The sequence below is a fragment of the Shewanella sp. MMG014 genome (genome assembly GCF_018100775.1).
GTDB classification, from domain to species: domain Bacteria; phylum Pseudomonadota; class Gammaproteobacteria; order Enterobacterales; family Shewanellaceae; genus Shewanella; species Shewanella japonica.
In genome coordinates, this window is sequence record NZ_JAGJDZ010000004.1 from 160,003 (window position 1) to 177,069 (window position 17,067).

Sequence of the window (17,067 nt, forward strand, 5' to 3'; positions counted from 1 at the left end):
ATCGTGACTTTAGCGGATAAAAACGTCTTTATAATGTTATTGGTAGCTAGGCTTAAATCCAATTAGTGGTGTCATACTTTGTCGCCATCATGGCTTTTTCCGATATATATTGCGCATCGCTTTGACTAATATAAGGCAAAGTCATTTCGCCACTGGCTAATCCTAGTGTCAGATACGCATAACCTTTTTGTTTTTGTCCTTGAGTTTGCGTGAGGGTGACATGCTGAACTTTAGTAAAAGGAATGCGCTTCCATTCTCGACTGAACAATCCACTATGTTGCCATACCGCTTCCTCATCAATGACATATCCCCATTGTCGGTAGCGCAAGTAGATAAGCCCACTGACAACAACTGCGGATACACAAATTAGTAAACTTGCTAAGTTGGCGCCCAAAAACAGTGACAAAATCGCAGCGGGAATGAACGGCAAATACCCTCGCCGTAAAAACCAAGCAAAAGCGATTGACTGATACTGACGCGGAACATTGCACGAGCCGCCTGCAAGTCCGGTTATTTTGCCAAGGGTGGATTGTAGCTCTGTGGTTTTGACTGAAGGAATGAGCATGTGCTGTTCAGTTTTTTGCTCAACTTCTTGTCCCTTTACTTGTTTTAAATACACAGTCCAAACATTAAATAACCTTGCTAATACAGGTTGGCTGATTTGTACAAGTTGAATCCGTTTAATCGCTAATGCATCTTGCTGATGTGAAATGACTCCACCACTTCTTTGCAGAGTTTGTTGTCGCTTCTCTAGGGTGAAGGGAAAATATTTTAGTACGGCAGAAAAAATAGAAATCAAAGCGAACAGGCAATATACCAAGGCTATTAATAGTAAAATGATGCTCACTTGTAGGATAATATTGTCACCGCTTAACGTGATAATACTATGCCAAAGTTGTTGAAAAAACGGGATTTCGGCGAGTGTTTCCCATTGTATTTGTCCTAAGATTGGCCCTGCGATAACGGCGAGCCAGATAAGGTTATTCTGATAAAATCCAAATTTGATTAGCTGTAATAAATTGCGCCTAATAATAATGTTCGGCAGTGACTGGCTAGAATTATTTGCTGGATCTGTATTATCGATTGCATGAGTTCGTGTCGCTAAGTTGGTTACATCATTTTCGCTGGTGGCATCATCATGATCCAATAAAGATTCACTATTGCCGTTTTCCTCAAGACTATTTGCTGTTATCTGTAACAGTTGCTGCTTAATTTTATAGGCGGTAGCTGAGTCCACTGCTGCAAGATGTGCTTCATCATTTTTTGAGCCTGCCGTTTCAATGATTAACGTTCCTAGCTTTAAGGGCTTAAAATACAGAGGTTGCTCGTAGCGAATATTTTGGATTTTATTAAATGGGATCTCATCTTTGCGAGTAAACAGTAGCCCTCGCTTTATATTCAATTGATTATCAGCAAGCTTAAAACGGTATTTTTTCCACTGTATAAATGAAAACACGGTTAACGAGATAATCAGAAATAGTGCAGCAATCATTGCAAAGGAAAAATCAAAGCCGTTTTTCCAACCTGCGAAGATAATTGGGATCATGGCATAACCATTCGATAAAATGGCTTTTGCAGTCCCGAAACTAAAACTGAGCATGGCCCAAGGTGATAAAGCTTGCCACTGACTAAATTTGTCCATGGATTGCTGATTGGTGCTTTGTTGGGAAGGTTCAGTCATCTTGCTTTTCCGACTTTAGCTTATTTTCAGCGGTTTCTGATTGAGTCGTTTGATGTGAGATAACAGGCTGCTCTGCTGATGTTTGGTGGGCAGCTGTTTGTTGGACTGAGGGGATAAACTGTTGTTCGACCTGCAGATGCTCTGTGTTGACTGGCTCAATATCTGTGCTGTCTGGCTGAAGCTCTGTTTTGACTTGTTCAGGTATTGATTTGTCTTGTTGGTGCGAAGTCGCTCTATGCAGTAAGTGTTGTCTTAGGTGTTCTGCTGTTTCAAACTTCAAGCCGGGTAAGTTAATTTCTGCAGCGCCACTTCCTGCACTGAAGCATTTTAACGTCGCTAAGTTAAACTGTCGCTGAATCGGGTTTTGCGACAAGCTGACATGTTGCAGTCGGCTAAAAGGTAGGGTGGTGGTTTTTACCCACCACAAGCCTTTTCTCATGACAAGTTCATGCTTGAGTACGCCGTAATAGACCTTTTTTGCAGCTTGATACTTCAGTGAGATCCAAAGAGTGCCAATAGACGTTATGGCAGTAATAGCAATCAGGATATCTGTGAGTGGTTGGGTGTGCTGAATATTCATCAGCACCATGATGGCGGTTAGAATGATTAGCACAATAATACTGATTTGAAGCGCGGCTTGTATGGGATAGCGCTTATCAACGGGAGTTAACGTTAACGCGTTGTATGGTTGCCATTGTGTTGGCTCAAGCTGGCTTTTATCGTCAATTTTTGTCATTTATATGCTCATTGGCTGCAATGTCAGGGTTCAATGTTAGGCTGCAATGTAAAGGGTAATGCTAATCAGACATAGCAGCCTTGTGCAGTAAGTCGAAAAGGTCTTTGGGCACTCATGTAAGCTTAAGTGACTAAAATAGCTTTATATTCATGCAATAATCTTTTACTTTGAAAGTATAAGACAAAGGCTCCTTTGTTGGTATTTAACTATTATTTTCATCAAAAAAGAGGCGAAATTGACTCAAACTGTTTCTAAAGCACATAAAGCATTTTTGCGAAAACTCTATCTTTGCTATTTGATTAGCCGAGATAAACATAATTTATTATCTTTGCATAAAATGACCCAAATGCCCCGCAGAACCATTCAAGATACATTGGCATCAATGTCTGATATTGGTGTGACGGTTCAGTTTATTCAAGAGGGTGAACGTCATAATGCTGGTTACTATAAAATTGATGATTGGGGCCCCATTAACCCGCAATGGTTAGAGCAAAATCATGTGTGTATGACAACACAATTAGCGATGACGATACCTTAATGGTAGTAGGAGATTCCCTCTTTTATCTAGGTCGCTAATTTATCTATTCTTTCCTTGCTGGGGGATGTGCCCGCTGAAATCTGGTTCCTGCCAGCTCGCTTAGCTTGGTATAGGTGTTTATCGGCGATCTCAATAAGCATAGGTAATTGGTTGATGGCACTGCAACTGGTGACAATGCCAATACTGGCTGTGACGTTGACCTTTTGCTGACTTTGAGTAAAGGAGAGTTTAGCAATGTTTTCACACAGCCTTGTTGCTAGGGTACTGGCTTCTTGCTCTTGGGTGTAAGGTAAAAAGATAATAAACTCCTCGCCGCCCCAGCGCGCTAAAATATCGTTCTTTCGTAATGTATCTCTGATTAACGCGGCGACTTTAACCAGCACTTCATCGCCAAAATTATGCCCATAGGTATCATTAATGCTTTTAAAACGATCGATATCTACCATCAAGATAGACGCTGCTTTTTTGACTTGCCTTTCTGTAAATTGAGGCTCAACTAATTGGTAAAAAGCTCGGCGATTATTCAACCTTGTTAACGGGTCCATGTTAGCCATTTTCTCGGCAATTGTTTTTTCGTTTTCTACCCGTCTAAAGCGTTCTGTTAATGCCAGTGCGAGCAGTAATACATCAATAAACACCCCGAGCTCTGCAGCCCTATAGGTAAATTGATTGAATGGGATATAAGCCCAAACGGCAAGACAGGTAATGGCAATCCCGATCATTGACGAAATTGAGGCGATTAAGAAAAATCTTGCTGAGATGTTACCAAAGTTGAGTGACAGTATTCCCAGCACGATCATCAAGCCGCTAAACAGCAGCATTAAATCAAACGCAAAAATGAGTCCTAAAACTCGGTCTTGAAGCACTGCAGCAAGCAGCATTAGTGCCGGAAAGATAATACAGAGGCTCTTGAGAATTTTGTTTAAAGTGGGGAGTTGAAATTTAAGTCGTAAAAAGTGGCAAGCAAACAGTATCCCACTGGTGCAAAAGCTGACCATCAGTATCGGGATAGACCATTGTTGCCATATCGGTGAATCTGGCCATAACCATAATGAACCATGGCCGCTATAGGCAAAATTAAGCAGCAAAAAATTCAATAAATATAAGCTGTAAAATAAGTAGCTTTTTAGACGAAGACCAACATATAAAATAAAGTTATAAATTAATAACGCAGTGATTGAGCCATACAAAAAACCATAACTATAAGCATTGAAGGCATTTTTCTTAGCCATTTCCTGCTGGCCGAATAAATACACTGGGATAACCATAGCATCAGGGGTTTGCACCCGAATTAACACCGTGGTTTTACCTGGTGGATAGCGGTAGTTAAAATTAAAACTAGGCTGCTGTGACTCTTGTTGATAAAACAATGATAAGTCACCTTGATGCTCAAAATGGATGATGTGATCATCCGCAAACCAAAAACTACTGACTTCATCTAGCCAATAGTTATCTATATGAATGGTTTTTTCTTGTTCTGATTGGCTGTTATTAATGAGTGTGAGACTTAACCAAACTGGTTTGGCATTGATACCATAATTACTGATATGTTGACTGACAGGACTAAACTGACCTTGCTGTAATAACGAATATGCTTGTGAGGCATTGAGTCGCTCATCCTCAATATATTGCTTTAGTGATAAACCGATAGGCTTGTTGTGTTTATCAGATAAATACAGTTCTTTGGCGTGAACAGCGTTAGGGTTCATGCAGATAAATAAACAAATAATCAGCGTCAATATCCATTTCATAAATGCGGTCACATGCCATTGTTATGATGTCATCGAGAAATCCATTCATTACTTTTTTGCAAAAAAGTAATCCAACCTTATGGCGACAGGGTATAAATCCATATCGCTCTGAGTGAACGTTTTTAGCTAAATAAGTATAATATACAAGCCTAGCTCAATTTAGACTCTCATAATATAACTAAGCTTAATATCATAAATGCGTATCAATTTTGTTTATATACTAAAGGATTAGTCACAACGGTCAGGTTAGATGCTGTGCATCATCATAAAGTGATACAAAGGCAGGTTATTTAGCATGAAACAATTAGGATTTGAATTTGATAACTCTCAACCAGTGAGTCCTACTACTCAAGGGGCTGATGATATCAGTGAAAAACAAACTGCTGAGACAAGTTCACCTATTGCGCCCATTACATATTTAGCCAACTTCTTACCTTTGCCATTGCAAACTTCACTGCTTCAAGAAGCGAACTCATATCAATTTGAAAAACCGATCGTAACGATATTTGGCAAGCAACATCCTATTCCACGCTCCCAGATCTGGTTTGGTGATTCAGGTTGCGAATATCAATATTCATCACTCATGATAAAGCCACAACCTTGGCCACCTGTATTGCTGAAAGTAAGACAAATACTTGAGTCGCAATTTAATATCATGACCAATGGTGTGTTGGTTAATCGCTATGAAAATGGACAAGATTGCATGGGGTGGCACAGTGATAACGAGCCTGAGATTGCTGCCAATTCAGATATTGTATCGTTAACATTAGGAGCCAGTCGTACTTTTGTCATGAGACACATGCAAACACGGCATAAACACGCCATTGAACTTAGCAGTGGCGACTTACTGATCATGCATGCAGGTATGCAAGATGAGTGGCAACACGCCGTACCTAAACGCCTAAAAGTGAATGAGCCAAGAATTAATTTTACCTTTAGGCAAATGATTGTGGGATTTCATCAGGGGTATAAGAGAGTGAGCAGTAGATAAAGTATACAAGACGCAATCGTAAACTTGTTTTGCCAACTGGATCTTGTTGGGTTGTTGCAAGTTTGATTTTTGAAACGTTAATCAGTAGTCTTCACTTTTTACGATGTAGATAAAAAGAGCTTGTTATGTCAGTTGAACACGTTATTACCGAAAAACTGAACCAATCTTTTAGCCCTGTCCATTTAGACGTGCTTAATGAAAGCAATCGTCATCATGTGCCGCCTAATTCTGAAACCCACTTTAAAGTCGTTGTCGTCAGCGACAAGTTTGATGCTCAGCGTCTCATTGCTAGACACCGTGCAGTCAATGCTGTGTTAGCAGAAGAGTTAGCTAATGGAGTGCATGCGCTGTCGATTAATGCTTATACACAAGAAGAGTGGCAAGCGCTAGACAGTGTGCCAAAAACACCAAACTGCAAAGGTTAATACAGCTTAACAGTTAGCGATTAACACATGACCTAAACCTCATCTTTCGTATGGGGTTTTTTATTGCCTTACATTTACTAAACCAAATCTTTTTATCTTATTTTTTACATGAGTTATTTTCATACTCTTATGGATTAACTGAGTGTTTTCTAAGCTTTGATGTGGGATTTATTGGCTATTTAGGGCTTGTTTGTCCATTATTGATAGTTTGTCATAACAGTGTCATCAATCATTGTTAAAGATTAGTGTAGGCCTGAAATAGGCCTAGCTGCTTGCTGTTAATTTTGATGCTATGATGCCAAAAGATTTCACCCACTTTAAGGAATAAGCAATGCCTTTACTTGATAGTTTCACCGTTGATCATACTCGAATGGAAGCACCAGCTGTACGTGTAGCGAAGCATATGAGCACACCAAAAGGTGACACCATTACAGTATTTGATTTACGTTTTTGCACCCCTAACAAAGATATTCTAAGTGAGCGTGGTATCCATACTTTGGAGCACTTATTTGCAGGCTTTATGCGTGACCATCTTAATGGAGATAATGTTGAGATTATCGACATTTCCCCTATGGGATGTAGAACGGGCTTTTATATGAGCCTTATTGGTGTGCCATCTGAGCGTATCGTCGCTGATGCATGGTTGGCTGCGATGGAAGATGTACTAAAAGTAGTTGAACAAACTGAAATTCCCGAGTTAAACGAATATCAATGTGGCACCTTCGAAATGCATTCATTAGAGCAAGCACAAGATATTGCACGTGCGATTATTGCAGCGGGTGTAAGTGTGAATCGTAATGATGACTTAAAATTGAGTGATGATATTTTAGGGACTTTATAATTGTAGCTAATGATCCCATTAGGTATTTGATAAAAGCGGCTTAGGCCGCTTTGTTTTTTAGTGGTTAATTTTTTATTAAAATACTGTTTTTATTTGTATGAAAACGTTATTGTTATCAGTCAATGGAAGGATTTTGTCATAACAATAAGGGACCGAACTCAACGGTGCCGATGATGTATTTTGGGAGTTAACCATGTCTAAAAGTCAATTCAGCTTGTCTGTAATTGCTTCTGCTGTGCTATTTGTTTGTCATTCAGGTTCAACTTATGCAGCCGCCTCAGTTACAGCTGCGATGGATGAATCAAATAATAGCGTTATTCTCACTCAACCTCAGACTGCGTCTTTGCATTATCGTGATAGTGATATTCCTTTAGCATTATCAGGCATGACAGTATTGCCGACAAACCAAACAACAACAGTGACCCACCGCGGAGCAATTAATGGCGTTGCGGTGACCCAAGACAGAGTCAGCTTTTCTCCTTCTCCTTATGCAGCGCCTCATTTAGTACTGCAACCTAACTTAGTGTTACAAGAGTCTATCGCTGCTTTAAGTCTGACAGATGTGACTAAGGGCGGGATGGGTGCATTTGGTCATGTTAATTACACAACGGCGCAAATTAGCCCTAATGAAATGGGGGGCCGAGCCAATATTGAAATTAACGATAATGGCGATGGCCATGTTGGTGCAATTGCCAGCGGCTTGAATAAAGAATATGGCATGTTGCTTGGGGTTGATTATCAAAATACGGCAGAAGAAGTAGGTTTTGCCAGTCAATTTGATAATGAAAAAACGCAAACCGATATCATGTTCAAGATTAATGCTGATAGCTTAGTTGGTGCGCGTAACCCACAAAAAACCGAGTTCATGTATCAGTATACCGACTCTGAAAGTGGTTATTCTAATGTTGGCCTAATTGCACAAGACTGGAACAGTAAGCCCGCTACCCGCTACTCAGCAACTCAAAACGATCAGCAAGAAGGTAAGCGGCATAAGTATCAAGTTAGCCATGTGGTTGATTTAACTGGTGGCACTCAAATGGTGTCAGATTTTTATTATCAGTCCTACGATGAAAAAATCTCGCAACTGAATCGTTTAGAAGGCGTTGCGATTGGTGTAGCAGAATTGCAAGCCATTGCTGCGATGGATGCCAACCCTTCTGCAACGGCAAACTTAGCCTCAATGCTCGAAGATAATCATTATGCTGGTTATGGTTTACAAACCGAAGGTGTCAGTCAATACGGTGCTCATCAAGTCACCTACGGCGCTTTATATCATTCAGATAAAGCAGAAATGAAATTTGGCCAACAAGATTGGCTATGGAATGTTGATAGAAGTTTATCAAGCGTATCGGTGGATAAAGCGCTTATGGCTTATGTAGATGATGTGAATGTTTTCACGACAACTGCAGATGCAAAGCTAAACTACGGCGCGTTGTCATTTAACCTTGGTGTGGCTTTCGAGAGTGTCAGTACAACTCGTGAAGTTGGAGTGGAAGCTTATGGTGTTGAAGAAGCTGACTTTTCTGATGATGGTTGGATCCCGTCTCTTGAAATAGCTTATACAACAGGTAACTGGAAAGCCGCTTTTGCCGCCAAACAGTCTTGGACTGCTGCATCTGCAGGTAATGCTGAGATGAAAGCGCAAGAGTCAATGCATTATCAACTTGGTTTTACTTATCAAACCCAAGTATTGAATCTTGGTGTTAACTTATACATGCAAGACTTTGATAATCAGCATGTCACTTGTATGTGGAGCATGGCGTGCGATTTCTCACAACGTTATATGCAGGTCAATATCGAAGACGTAACAGCAAATGGTGTCGATCTATCTGCAGATTACCAATTTAGTTTTGATTCGTTTGCGATACCGTTATCGGTTCAATATCAGTATAGCCAAGCAGAGTTTGGTGAATCTGGTGTCAATGAGCTTATTGGCCTTTACATTGAAGGTGAGCAATTACCTTGGGTTCCTGAACAGCAAATTGCCTTGAGCACGGGTGTTGTAGTAGGGGACTTTAGCTTTATGACACAGGCGCTTTATCAATCAGAGCTGGGTTATGCTACGGCAATTTCTGGTGGTGAAAAAATAGATGGCCAGTGGAAAGTTGATATTGCTGCAAATTATCATTTATCGAATGTGCATGAAATTTATCTACGTGTTGAAAATGTGCTTGATGAAAATTTAGTCAGTCAGCAATCAAGTTTAGGTATTACCTCGCAGGGTGAAATGCTGAGTTATGTGGGTTACCAAGCGCGTTTCTAATTAATTTGAGTGTCAGCCTTCCTACCTTACTGTTTTAAAAGCGCTTTAGCATGGGCTATTTTAGCCTATGCTAAACGCTACATTTGTTAACAAATAGATAAAACACTTCTTATATTAATTCTTTTAAAATTAATGCTATAGTGCCCTTGTTACTGAAATATTGCATCGGATCGCTATTTATCGGCCTATTCCACACCCTAAATAGGTGTAATTGTTTAAAAATGAACAATCAAAAATTTCAATCACCTATTATTTTCGTGGCGATAGCGCACATTTTGGGGTAAAATGCGCGCGACCAGCGTGATTGCGATCGCATTTCCGTGATAAATCTGCGCTAGCTCAACACTGAAGTGTTTGTTAACACTTTGTTTTTTTGGGTAGGAACGCGGCGCATTGTCTTTCCTTCAAACGTAGTGCTTGTGGATATGATTACAATAAAGAAAGGATTGGAACTACCTCTAGCAGGTGGCCCAGAGCAAGTTATCCATAATGGCCCAGCCATTAAGAATGTCGCCACTTTGGGTGAAGAGTATATTGGCTTACGTCCAACGATGAAAATCAAGGTTGGCGATAAAGTTAAAAAAGGTCAGGTAATTTTTGAAGACAAAAAGAACCTTGGCGTTAAATATACTGCTTTAGCTAGTGGGACTGTATTAGAAATTAACCGGGGTGCGAAACGTGTACTTCAGTCAGTAGTTATTGAAGTTGAAGGTGATGAAAAAGTCAGCTTTACTCAATACAGTGCTGATGCGTTAAACACGTTAGATGCAGCTGTTGTCAAAGAGAACTTGATTGAATCAGGTCTATGGACAGCTTTGCGTACTCGCCCTTTCAGTAAAGTACCTGCTGTTGACTCAGTCGCTGCTGGTATTTTCGTCACCGCAATAGATACCCAACCACTAGCTGCAGATCCTGCCGTTGTGATTGCTGAGCACAAAGAAGACTTCGCAAACGGTTTGACCCTACTTGCTAAGTTAACTGAAGGCAAAGTATTCCTGGCTAAAGCACCTGGTGCCGATATTCCTTCTGGGAATGCACAAGTTGAAGAGTTTGCTGGAAAGCATCCTGCTGGCTTAGTGGGTACTCATATTCATAACTTACTTCCTGCATCTGCAACACGCACTGTATGGCATGTTGGCTATCAAGATGTGATTGCAATCGGTCAGCTATTTACTCAAGGCGAACTTAACACTCAACGTGTTATTGCCATTGGTGGCCCACAAGCTAAGAACCCACGTTTAATTCGTACGGTCTTAGGTGCAAGCACAACTGAAATTACCGCTGATGAGGTAGAAGGTAATGCTGTACGTGTTATCTCTGGTTCAGTATTAAGTGGTCGTCAAGCTGCAGGTCCTCATGCTTACCTTGGTCGTTATCATCAACAAATTAGTTTGTTGCTTGAAGGTACTGAAAAAGAATTGTTTGGCTGGGCAATGCCTGGTAGCGACAAATTCTCTATTACACGTGCATTCTTAGGTCACTTAAACCGTTCACGTTTATTTAATATGACGACCAGTACTGGTGGTTCTGACCGTGCAATGGTGCCAATTGGTAATTATGAGCGTGTTGTTCCGCTAGACATTTTACCAACAATGCTACTACGTGACTTAGTTTCTGGTGATTATGATGGTGCTGCGGCGCTAGGTGCACTTGAACTAGACGAAGAAGATTTAGCATTGTGTACCTTCGTATGTCCGGGCAAGTATGACTATGGTACATACCTGCGTGATTGTTTAGATACGATCGAGAGGGAAGGCTAATATGAGCTTGAAAGATTTTATCGAGCGTATTGAACCGCAATTTGAAAAAGGCGGCAAGTACGAAAAGTGGTATGCCCTGTATGAAGCGGCTGCGACTGTGTTTTACACTCCGGGTAAAGTAAACAAAGGTAGCACGCACGTGCGTGATAACCTTGACCTTAAGCGTATGATGATTACGGTTTGGGCTTGTACTTTTCCTGCGATGTTCTTTGGTATGTACAACGTTGGCTTACAAGCGCAAGATGCGTTAATTGCTGGCTTTGCTACTCCTGATGTATGGCAAGTTAGCTTATTTAGCTTGTTTGGAACTGAGCTTACCGCAGACTCAGGCGTTGCAGCCTTGATGTGGTATGGCGCCTGTTGGTTCTTACCTATTTACGCGGTGACCTTTGCGGTCGGTGGCTTCTGGGAAGTGCTTTTCGCTTCTGTACGTGGCCATGAAGTTAACGAAGGTTTCTTTGTTACCTCTATTCTTTTTGCATTAACACTGCCAGCAACAATTCCATTATGGATGGTTGCACTAGGTATTACCTTCGGTGTGGTTGTTGCGAAAGAAGTCTTCGGTGGTACAGGTCGTAACTTCCTTAACCCTGCATTAGCTGGTCGTGCTTTCCTATTCTTTGCTTACCCACTTAACATGTCAGGTGACACGTCATGGGTTGTTGCTGATGGTTTCTCTGGTGCTACTGCACTGAGCCAAGCGGCACAAGGCACATTAGAATATGGCTTAACGCAGGATTGGTGGGACGCATTCTTCGGTTTCATTCCTGGTTCTGTAGGTGAAGTGTCTACCTTTGCTATTTTACTTGGTGGCGCAGTTATCGTTTATACCCGTATTGCTTCATGGCGCATCATTGGTGGTGTGTTACTTGGCATGATTGCGGTATCAACATTGCTTAACGTTATTGGTAGTGATACCAACGCTATGTTTGCAACACCATGGTATTGGCACCTTGTTTTAGGTGGCTTTGCATTCGGTATGATGTTTATGGCGACTGACCCTGTTTCAGCCTCATTTACTAATAATGCGAAATGGGCTTACGGTCTGTTAATTGGTGCGATGGCGGTATTTATCCGTGTTATTAACCCAGCATTCCCTGAAGGCATGATGTTAGCAATTCTATTCGCTAACTTATTCGCACCTTTATTTGACCACTTTGTGGTTCAAGCAAATGTTAAGCGGAGGATTTCACGTGGCCAGTAATAAAGAATCAATCGGCAAAACATTATTTGTTGTTATTGGTTTGTGCTTTGTCTGCTCAATGTTTGTTTCGACTGCAGCAGTATTATTAAAGCCGACTCAACAACAAAATAAATTATTAGATAAGCAAAAGTATATTCTTGAAGCTGCGGGCTTAGTGGATACTAAAGCTGGCAAAGTAGAGAAAGACGTTATCATCGAAAAGTACAATAAGTACGTTGAAGCTCGCCTAGTTGATTTAAAAACAGGTGACTTTGTAGATGGTGATGCTGATACGTTTGATGTTGAAAAAGCAGCGCGAACTCCAGCGACTTCTTTCAAGCCTGAGAACGATATTGCTTCTGTTAAACGTGTAGCGAATCAAGGTGTTATATATCTTGTAAAAGATGATAACAATGCACTACAAACCGTTATTATTCCTGTTAAAGGTTACGGTTTATGGTCAACCATGTTTGCTTTCTTAGCAGTTGAAGCTGATATGAACACGATTCGTAGTTTAGTGTATTACGACTTCACAGGTTCTGGTGAAACCCCAGGTCTAGGTGGTGAAGTTCAAAATCCACAATGGATTGCGAAGTGGGAAGGGAAGAAACTTTATGATGACAATGGCAACTTAGCTATTCAAGTGACTAAAGTTCCAACTATCGCTTCTTCAGTTCACGGTGTAGATGCATTATCTGGTGCGACACTGACAAGTAATGGTGTTCAGCATTCATTAACTTTCTGGTTAGGTGAAGAAGGTTTTGCACGCTTTATCGAAAAAGCACGCAATGGAGGACTTAGCTAATGGCTGATGCTAAAGAACTTAAACAGGTTCTGACTGGACCTATCATTAATAACAACCCAATTGCTCTGCAAATTCTGGGTGTATGTAGTGCGCTAGCTGTTACCGCGAAAATGGAAACCGCTATTGTAATGACATTAGCGTTAACTGCAGTGACCGCATTTTCGAATTTATTTATTTCGATTTTACGTAATCACATTCCAAGCAGTGTTCGTATTATTGTGCAAATGACGATTATTGCTTCGTTAGTAATCGTGGTTGACCAAGTATTGCAAGCTTACGCCTATGACGTAGCTAAGCAGTTATCAGTATTCGTTGGTTTGATTATCACTAACTGTATTGTAATGGGTCGTGCAGAAGCTTATGCGATGAAAACGCCACCTTTAATGAGCTTTATGGACGGTATCGGTAACGGCTTAGGCTACGGTGCAATCCTATTATCAGTTGGCTTCTTCCGTGAGCTATTTGGTAACGGTTCTTTATTTGGTGTTGAAATCCTAAGCAAGGTCTCTGACGGTGGCTGGTACCAACCAAATGGTTTGTTACTTCTTCCTCCTAGTGCGTTCTTCTTGATCGGTATGTTGATCTGGATTATCCGTACTTACAAGCCAGAGCAAGTAGAAGCGAAAGGGTAAGCGCAATGGAACATTATATTAGTCTGTTAATTCGTTCAATATTCATTGAGAACATGGCATTAGCCTTCTTCTTGGGTATGTGTACCTTCTTGGCTGTGTCTAAGAAAGTCACAACTGCGATGGGACTTGGTGTAGCAGTAATTGTGGTTCTTGCCATTGCTGTACCAGTTAACCAAATCATCTATCAAGGTTTATTAGCACCCGGCGCACTCGCTTGGGCAGGTGTACCTGATGCAGATTTGAGCTTCTTGAAGTTCATTACTTTCATCGGTGTTATCGCTGCACTCGTACAAATTCTGGAAATGGCGTTAGATAAGTACTTTCCTCCTTTGTATAACGCGTTAGGTATTTTCTTACCATTGATTACCGTTAACTGTGCGATTTTTGGTGCAGTATCATTCATGGTTGAGCGTGACTACAACCTAGGTGAGAGCTTGGTATTCGGTATCGGCTCAGGTATTGGTTGGGCATTAGCAATCGTATTGTTAGCCGGTCTTCGTGAGAAAATGAAGTATTCTGATGTGCCAAATGGCCTACGTGGTTTAGGGATTACCTTCATCACTTCTGGTTTAATGGCGCTAGGTTTCATGTCGTTCTCAGGTGTCTCTCTTTAAGAGAGACCTTACGACGTATTACTTTGAACCTTAAAGGATAAGTTAATGGATATTCTTAACGCTACTCCAATAGATGTATATCTAGGTGTGAGTATGTTTACTGCAATCGTTTTGATCTTAGTATTAGTGATCCTATTCGCTAAATCTAAGCTGGTTGCAAGCGGTGATATCACTATCTCAATCAATGATGATAGCGACAAAGCAATTAAAACAGGTGCGGGAAGCAAGTTACTTGGCGCATTAGCTGATAACGGTATTTTCGTATCAAGTGCCTGTGGTGGCGGTGGCTCTTGTGGTCAGTGTCGTGTGAATGTGAAATCAGGTGGTGGTGATATTTTACCGACCGAGCTTGATCACATCAGTAAAGGTGAAGCTCGTCAGGGTTGTCGTTTAGCCTGTCAGGTTAACGTTAAAACTGACATGGATATCGAACTTGATGAAGAAATCTTCGGCATCAAGAAGTGGGAATGTGAAGTTATCTCTAACGATAACAAAGCAACCTTCATTAAAGAGCTTAAGCTACAGATTCCTGATGGCGAATCAGTGCCTTTCCGCGCTGGTGGTTACATCCAAATTGAAGCGCCAGCTCACCATGTTAAATATGCAGATTTTGATGTACCTGCAGAATATCGTGGCGACTGGGAGCACTTTGGCTTCTTCAACCTTGAATCTAAAGTTGATGAAGAAACTATTCGTGCATACTCAATGGCTAACTACCCAGAAGAGTTTGGAATCATTATGTTGAACGTGCGTATTGCTACGCCGCCTCCACGTAACCTAACTCTACCTTGTGGTAAAATGTCTTCGTACATTTGGAGCCTGAAAGAAGGTGATAAAGTCACTATTTCTGGTCCATTTGGTGAGTTCTTCGCAAAAGAAACTGATGCTGAAATGGTGTTTGTTGGTGGTGGTGCTGGTATGGCGCCAATGCGCTCACACATCTTCGATCAACTTAAGCGTCTTAACTCTAAGCGTAAGATGAGCTTCTGGTACGGTGCACGTTCTAAGCGTGAAATGTTCTACGTAGAAGACTTTGATGGCCTAGCTGCAGCAAATGAAAACTTCGAATGGCATGTTGCGTTATCTGATCCGCAAGAAGAAGATAACTGGGACGGATACACGGGTTTCATTCACAACGTATTGTATGAAAACTACCTACGTGACCATGATGCGCCAGAAGATTGTGAGTTCTACATGTGTGGACCTCCAATGATGAATGCTGCTGTTATCGGTATGCTTAAAGACTTAGGTGTTGAAGATGAAAACATCTTACTCGATGACTTTGGTGGCTAATGTGCTAATCGCAAATGATTAGATATAATCCTAAAAGACATTGAACGTCATAAATTGCAGCTTGCTGACACGGAGGTCATCTTCGTTAAGTAAGCTGCATTTTTTTATGTTAGATAACCCTAATTTGAAGTTTGAGATGATTAATATTTCTTTTAAAGCACTGCTTGTATCTTTGGTTGTATTACTTCTAACTGCTTGTGGAAGTGAAGACGATATTGTGTCGTTATCGGGCAATACTATGGGAACGACTTACCACATCAAAGTGGTGAGAAATGATCGCTTACCGACCACCCAACTATTGCAAGCGGAAATCGACATTGCGCTTGAGTTAGTGAATGACCAGATGTCAACTTATCGACCTAAGTCAGAATTGTCTCGTTTCAATAAGCTGTCAGTAAACCAAAGCATCACTGTTTCGGAAGATACCATAAAGGTATTTAAAGAAGGGGTACGATTATACAATGTGACAGGTGGTGCGTTAGATATCACATTAGGCCCACTGGTTAATCTTTGGGGGTTTGGGCCAGACAAGCGCCCTACTGAAATACCAAGCCAAGAAACCATTGATATCGTTAAAGCAAAGGCTGATATTCATGGGTTTACCATTAATGGACTAAAGATCACTAAAACTAACCCCGACTTGTATGTGGATTTGTCTTCACTTGCTAAGGGTTATGGCGTAGATAAAATAGCTAACTTACTTAATAAGTATCAGGTAGCGGGTTACTTAGTTGAAATTGGTGGTGAGATCAGTGTTAAAGGTGTGAAGGATGATGGTTCGCCTTGGCGTATTGCAGTTGAAAAGCCAACGACTGAGGGTGGCGTCATCCAGCAGGTCGTAGAACCTGGCAATATGGCTTTAGCTACATCAGGTGATTACCGTATTTATTATGAAGAAGAGGGTGAGCGATTCTCGCACCTCATCGACCCTAGAACGGGTTACCCAATTAAACACAAGTTAGCTTCAGTCACAGTATTACATCCTAGTAGTATGACTGCTGATGCGTATGCTACGGCAATGATGGTACTGGGTACCGAAGCGTCGTTGGCACTTGCTCATGAGCAGAACTTACCAGTTATGTTGATTGAGAAAGATGACGACTATTACGAAGTCTTTTATAGTGAAGCTTACGGGCCTTATATTCAGTAAGTGGCGATTAAGCTTTATTGGCAATACAATGATAAAGAAGTATAAGTGAGAAATTATGATGAGTACCTTTATAGCGGCCTTTGTCGTGTTGTTATTATTTTTCCTATTAATGTCTGTTGGCTACATTATTAAGCGTAAAGCTGTAGAAGGCAGTTGCGGTGGTCTTGGTGTTCTTGGCATCGAAAAAGCTTGTGACTGCGATGATCCGTGTGATAAAAGAAAACGTCGAATGGCGGAATCTGAGCGTGAAGCTAAGCTAAATCAGAACCGTATTATTTAATCTTTATCTCATCGCGATACTCAAAGCGACTTAGCGGATCTAGGTTAATTAAATAGCCCAATGAGGTTTATCTCATTGGGCTTTTTTATGTCTGAAATAGTTTGTCATCTCATTCGATACAAAA

The 17,067-nt window shown here is 41.0% G+C and carries 16 protein-coding genes; 13 read left to right on the top strand and 3 right to left on the bottom strand.

The genetic code is table 11. The features are described 5' to 3' along the window. Nucleotides 1-52 precede the first annotated feature (52 nt). Together J8L86_RS08245 and J8L86_RS08250 are read right to left on the bottom strand one after the other, a co-directional pair. Nucleotides 53-1,681: a PH domain-containing protein gene (locus J8L86_RS08245; protein ID WP_211029838.1), complete on the bottom strand. Its 1,629-nt coding sequence runs from the start codon at nt 1,679-1,681 to the stop codon at nt 53-55. Then, on the bottom strand, nt 1,674-2,417 hold the full coding sequence (locus J8L86_RS08250) for a PH domain-containing protein (RefSeq protein WP_211029841.1): 744 nt from the start codon (nt 2,415-2,417) through the stop codon (nt 1,674-1,676). Before J8L86_RS08250 ends, J8L86_RS08245 begins: the two co-directional genes overlap by 8 nt. 217 nt (nt 2,418-2,634) lie before the next feature. On the opposite strand from J8L86_RS08250, the gene J8L86_RS08255 reads away from it, so the two are divergent. Then, nucleotides 2,635-2,955 carry a winged helix-turn-helix domain-containing protein gene (locus J8L86_RS08255; protein ID WP_065108673.1) on the top strand — a complete coding sequence of 107 codons (321 nt, stop codon included), beginning with the start codon at nt 2,635-2,637 and terminating at the stop codon, nt 2,953-2,955. Between the two features lie 26 nt (nt 2,956-2,981). Here J8L86_RS08255 and J8L86_RS08260 read toward each other — a convergent pair whose 3' ends face one another. Continuing rightward, entirely contained in the window at nt 2,982-4,706 is a 1,725-nt protein-coding gene (locus J8L86_RS08260) for a diguanylate cyclase (protein ID WP_211029843.1), read from the bottom strand. A gap of 295 nt (nt 4,707-5,001) precedes the next feature. On the opposite strand from J8L86_RS08260, the gene J8L86_RS08265 reads away from it, so the two are divergent. The 12 genes from J8L86_RS08265 to nqrM all read left to right on the top strand — a co-directional run bounded on the left by J8L86_RS08265 (nt 5,002) and on the right by nqrM (nt 16,943). Continuing rightward, complete coding sequence (locus J8L86_RS08265) at nt 5,002-5,697, top strand: alpha-ketoglutarate-dependent dioxygenase AlkB (protein ID WP_065108671.1); 696 nt, start codon at nt 5,002-5,004, stop codon at nt 5,695-5,697. 125 nt (nt 5,698-5,822) lie between these two features. Beyond that, the gene (locus J8L86_RS08270) at nt 5,823-6,122 is read left to right on the top strand and encodes a BolA/IbaG family iron-sulfur metabolism protein (RefSeq protein ID WP_055023677.1); all 300 of its coding nucleotides are present in this window, start codon (nt 5,823-5,825) and stop codon (nt 6,120-6,122) included. Between the two features lie 331 nt (nt 6,123-6,453). After that, complete coding sequence (gene luxS, locus J8L86_RS08275; protein WP_055023678.1) at nt 6,454-6,963, top strand: S-ribosylhomocysteine lyase; 510 nt, start codon at nt 6,454-6,456, stop codon at nt 6,961-6,963. A 193-nt stretch (nt 6,964-7,156) separates the two neighbouring features. Next, the gene (locus J8L86_RS08280) at nt 7,157-9,226 is read left to right on the top strand and encodes a TonB-dependent receptor (protein ID WP_211029845.1); all 2,070 of its coding nucleotides are present in this window, start codon (nt 7,157-7,159) and stop codon (nt 9,224-9,226) included. Nucleotides 9,227-9,651: 425 nt separating this feature from the next. Continuing rightward, nucleotides 9,652-10,986 carry a Na(+)-translocating NADH-quinone reductase subunit A gene (locus J8L86_RS08285; RefSeq protein WP_065108774.1) on the top strand — a complete coding sequence of 445 codons (1,335 nt, stop codon included), beginning with the start codon at nt 9,652-9,654 and terminating at the stop codon, nt 10,984-10,986. 1 nt (nt 10,987) lies between these two features. After that, nucleotides 10,988-12,190: an NADH:ubiquinone reductase (Na(+)-transporting) subunit B gene (locus J8L86_RS08290; RefSeq protein WP_055023680.1), complete on the top strand. Its 1,203-nt coding sequence runs from the start codon at nt 10,988-10,990 to the stop codon at nt 12,188-12,190. Continuing rightward, nucleotides 12,180-12,974 carry a Na(+)-translocating NADH-quinone reductase subunit C gene (locus tag J8L86_RS08295; protein ID WP_055023681.1) on the top strand — a complete coding sequence of 265 codons (795 nt, stop codon included), beginning with the start codon at nt 12,180-12,182 and terminating at the stop codon, nt 12,972-12,974. The genes J8L86_RS08290 and J8L86_RS08295 overlap by 11 nt, the downstream gene beginning before the upstream one ends. Further along, the gene (locus J8L86_RS08300) at nt 12,974-13,606 is read left to right on the top strand and encodes an NADH:ubiquinone reductase (Na(+)-transporting) subunit D (RefSeq protein ID WP_055023682.1); all 633 of its coding nucleotides are present in this window, start codon (nt 12,974-12,976) and stop codon (nt 13,604-13,606) included. The genes J8L86_RS08295 and J8L86_RS08300 overlap by 1 nt, the downstream gene beginning before the upstream one ends. Before the next feature lie 5 nt (nt 13,607-13,611). Then, a complete protein-coding gene (nqrE, locus tag J8L86_RS08305; RefSeq protein WP_055023683.1) occupies nt 13,612-14,220 on the top strand; it encodes an NADH:ubiquinone reductase (Na(+)-transporting) subunit E in 609 nt (202 codons plus the stop codon). Nucleotides 14,221-14,265: 45 nt separating this feature from the next. Continuing rightward, complete coding sequence (nqrF, locus tag J8L86_RS08310; protein ID WP_055023684.1) at nt 14,266-15,513, top strand: NADH:ubiquinone reductase (Na(+)-transporting) subunit F; 1,248 nt, start codon at nt 14,266-14,268, stop codon at nt 15,511-15,513. Between the two features lie 136 nt (nt 15,514-15,649). Further along, complete coding sequence (locus tag J8L86_RS08315) at nt 15,650-16,663, top strand: FAD:protein FMN transferase (RefSeq protein WP_211029847.1); 1,014 nt, start codon at nt 15,650-15,652, stop codon at nt 16,661-16,663. Nucleotides 16,664-16,721: 58 nt separating this feature from the next. Further along, the gene (gene nqrM / locus J8L86_RS08320) at nt 16,722-16,943 is read left to right on the top strand and encodes a (Na+)-NQR maturation NqrM (RefSeq protein ID WP_055023787.1); all 222 of its coding nucleotides are present in this window, start codon (nt 16,722-16,724) and stop codon (nt 16,941-16,943) included. Nucleotides 16,944-17,067 lie beyond the last annotated feature (124 nt).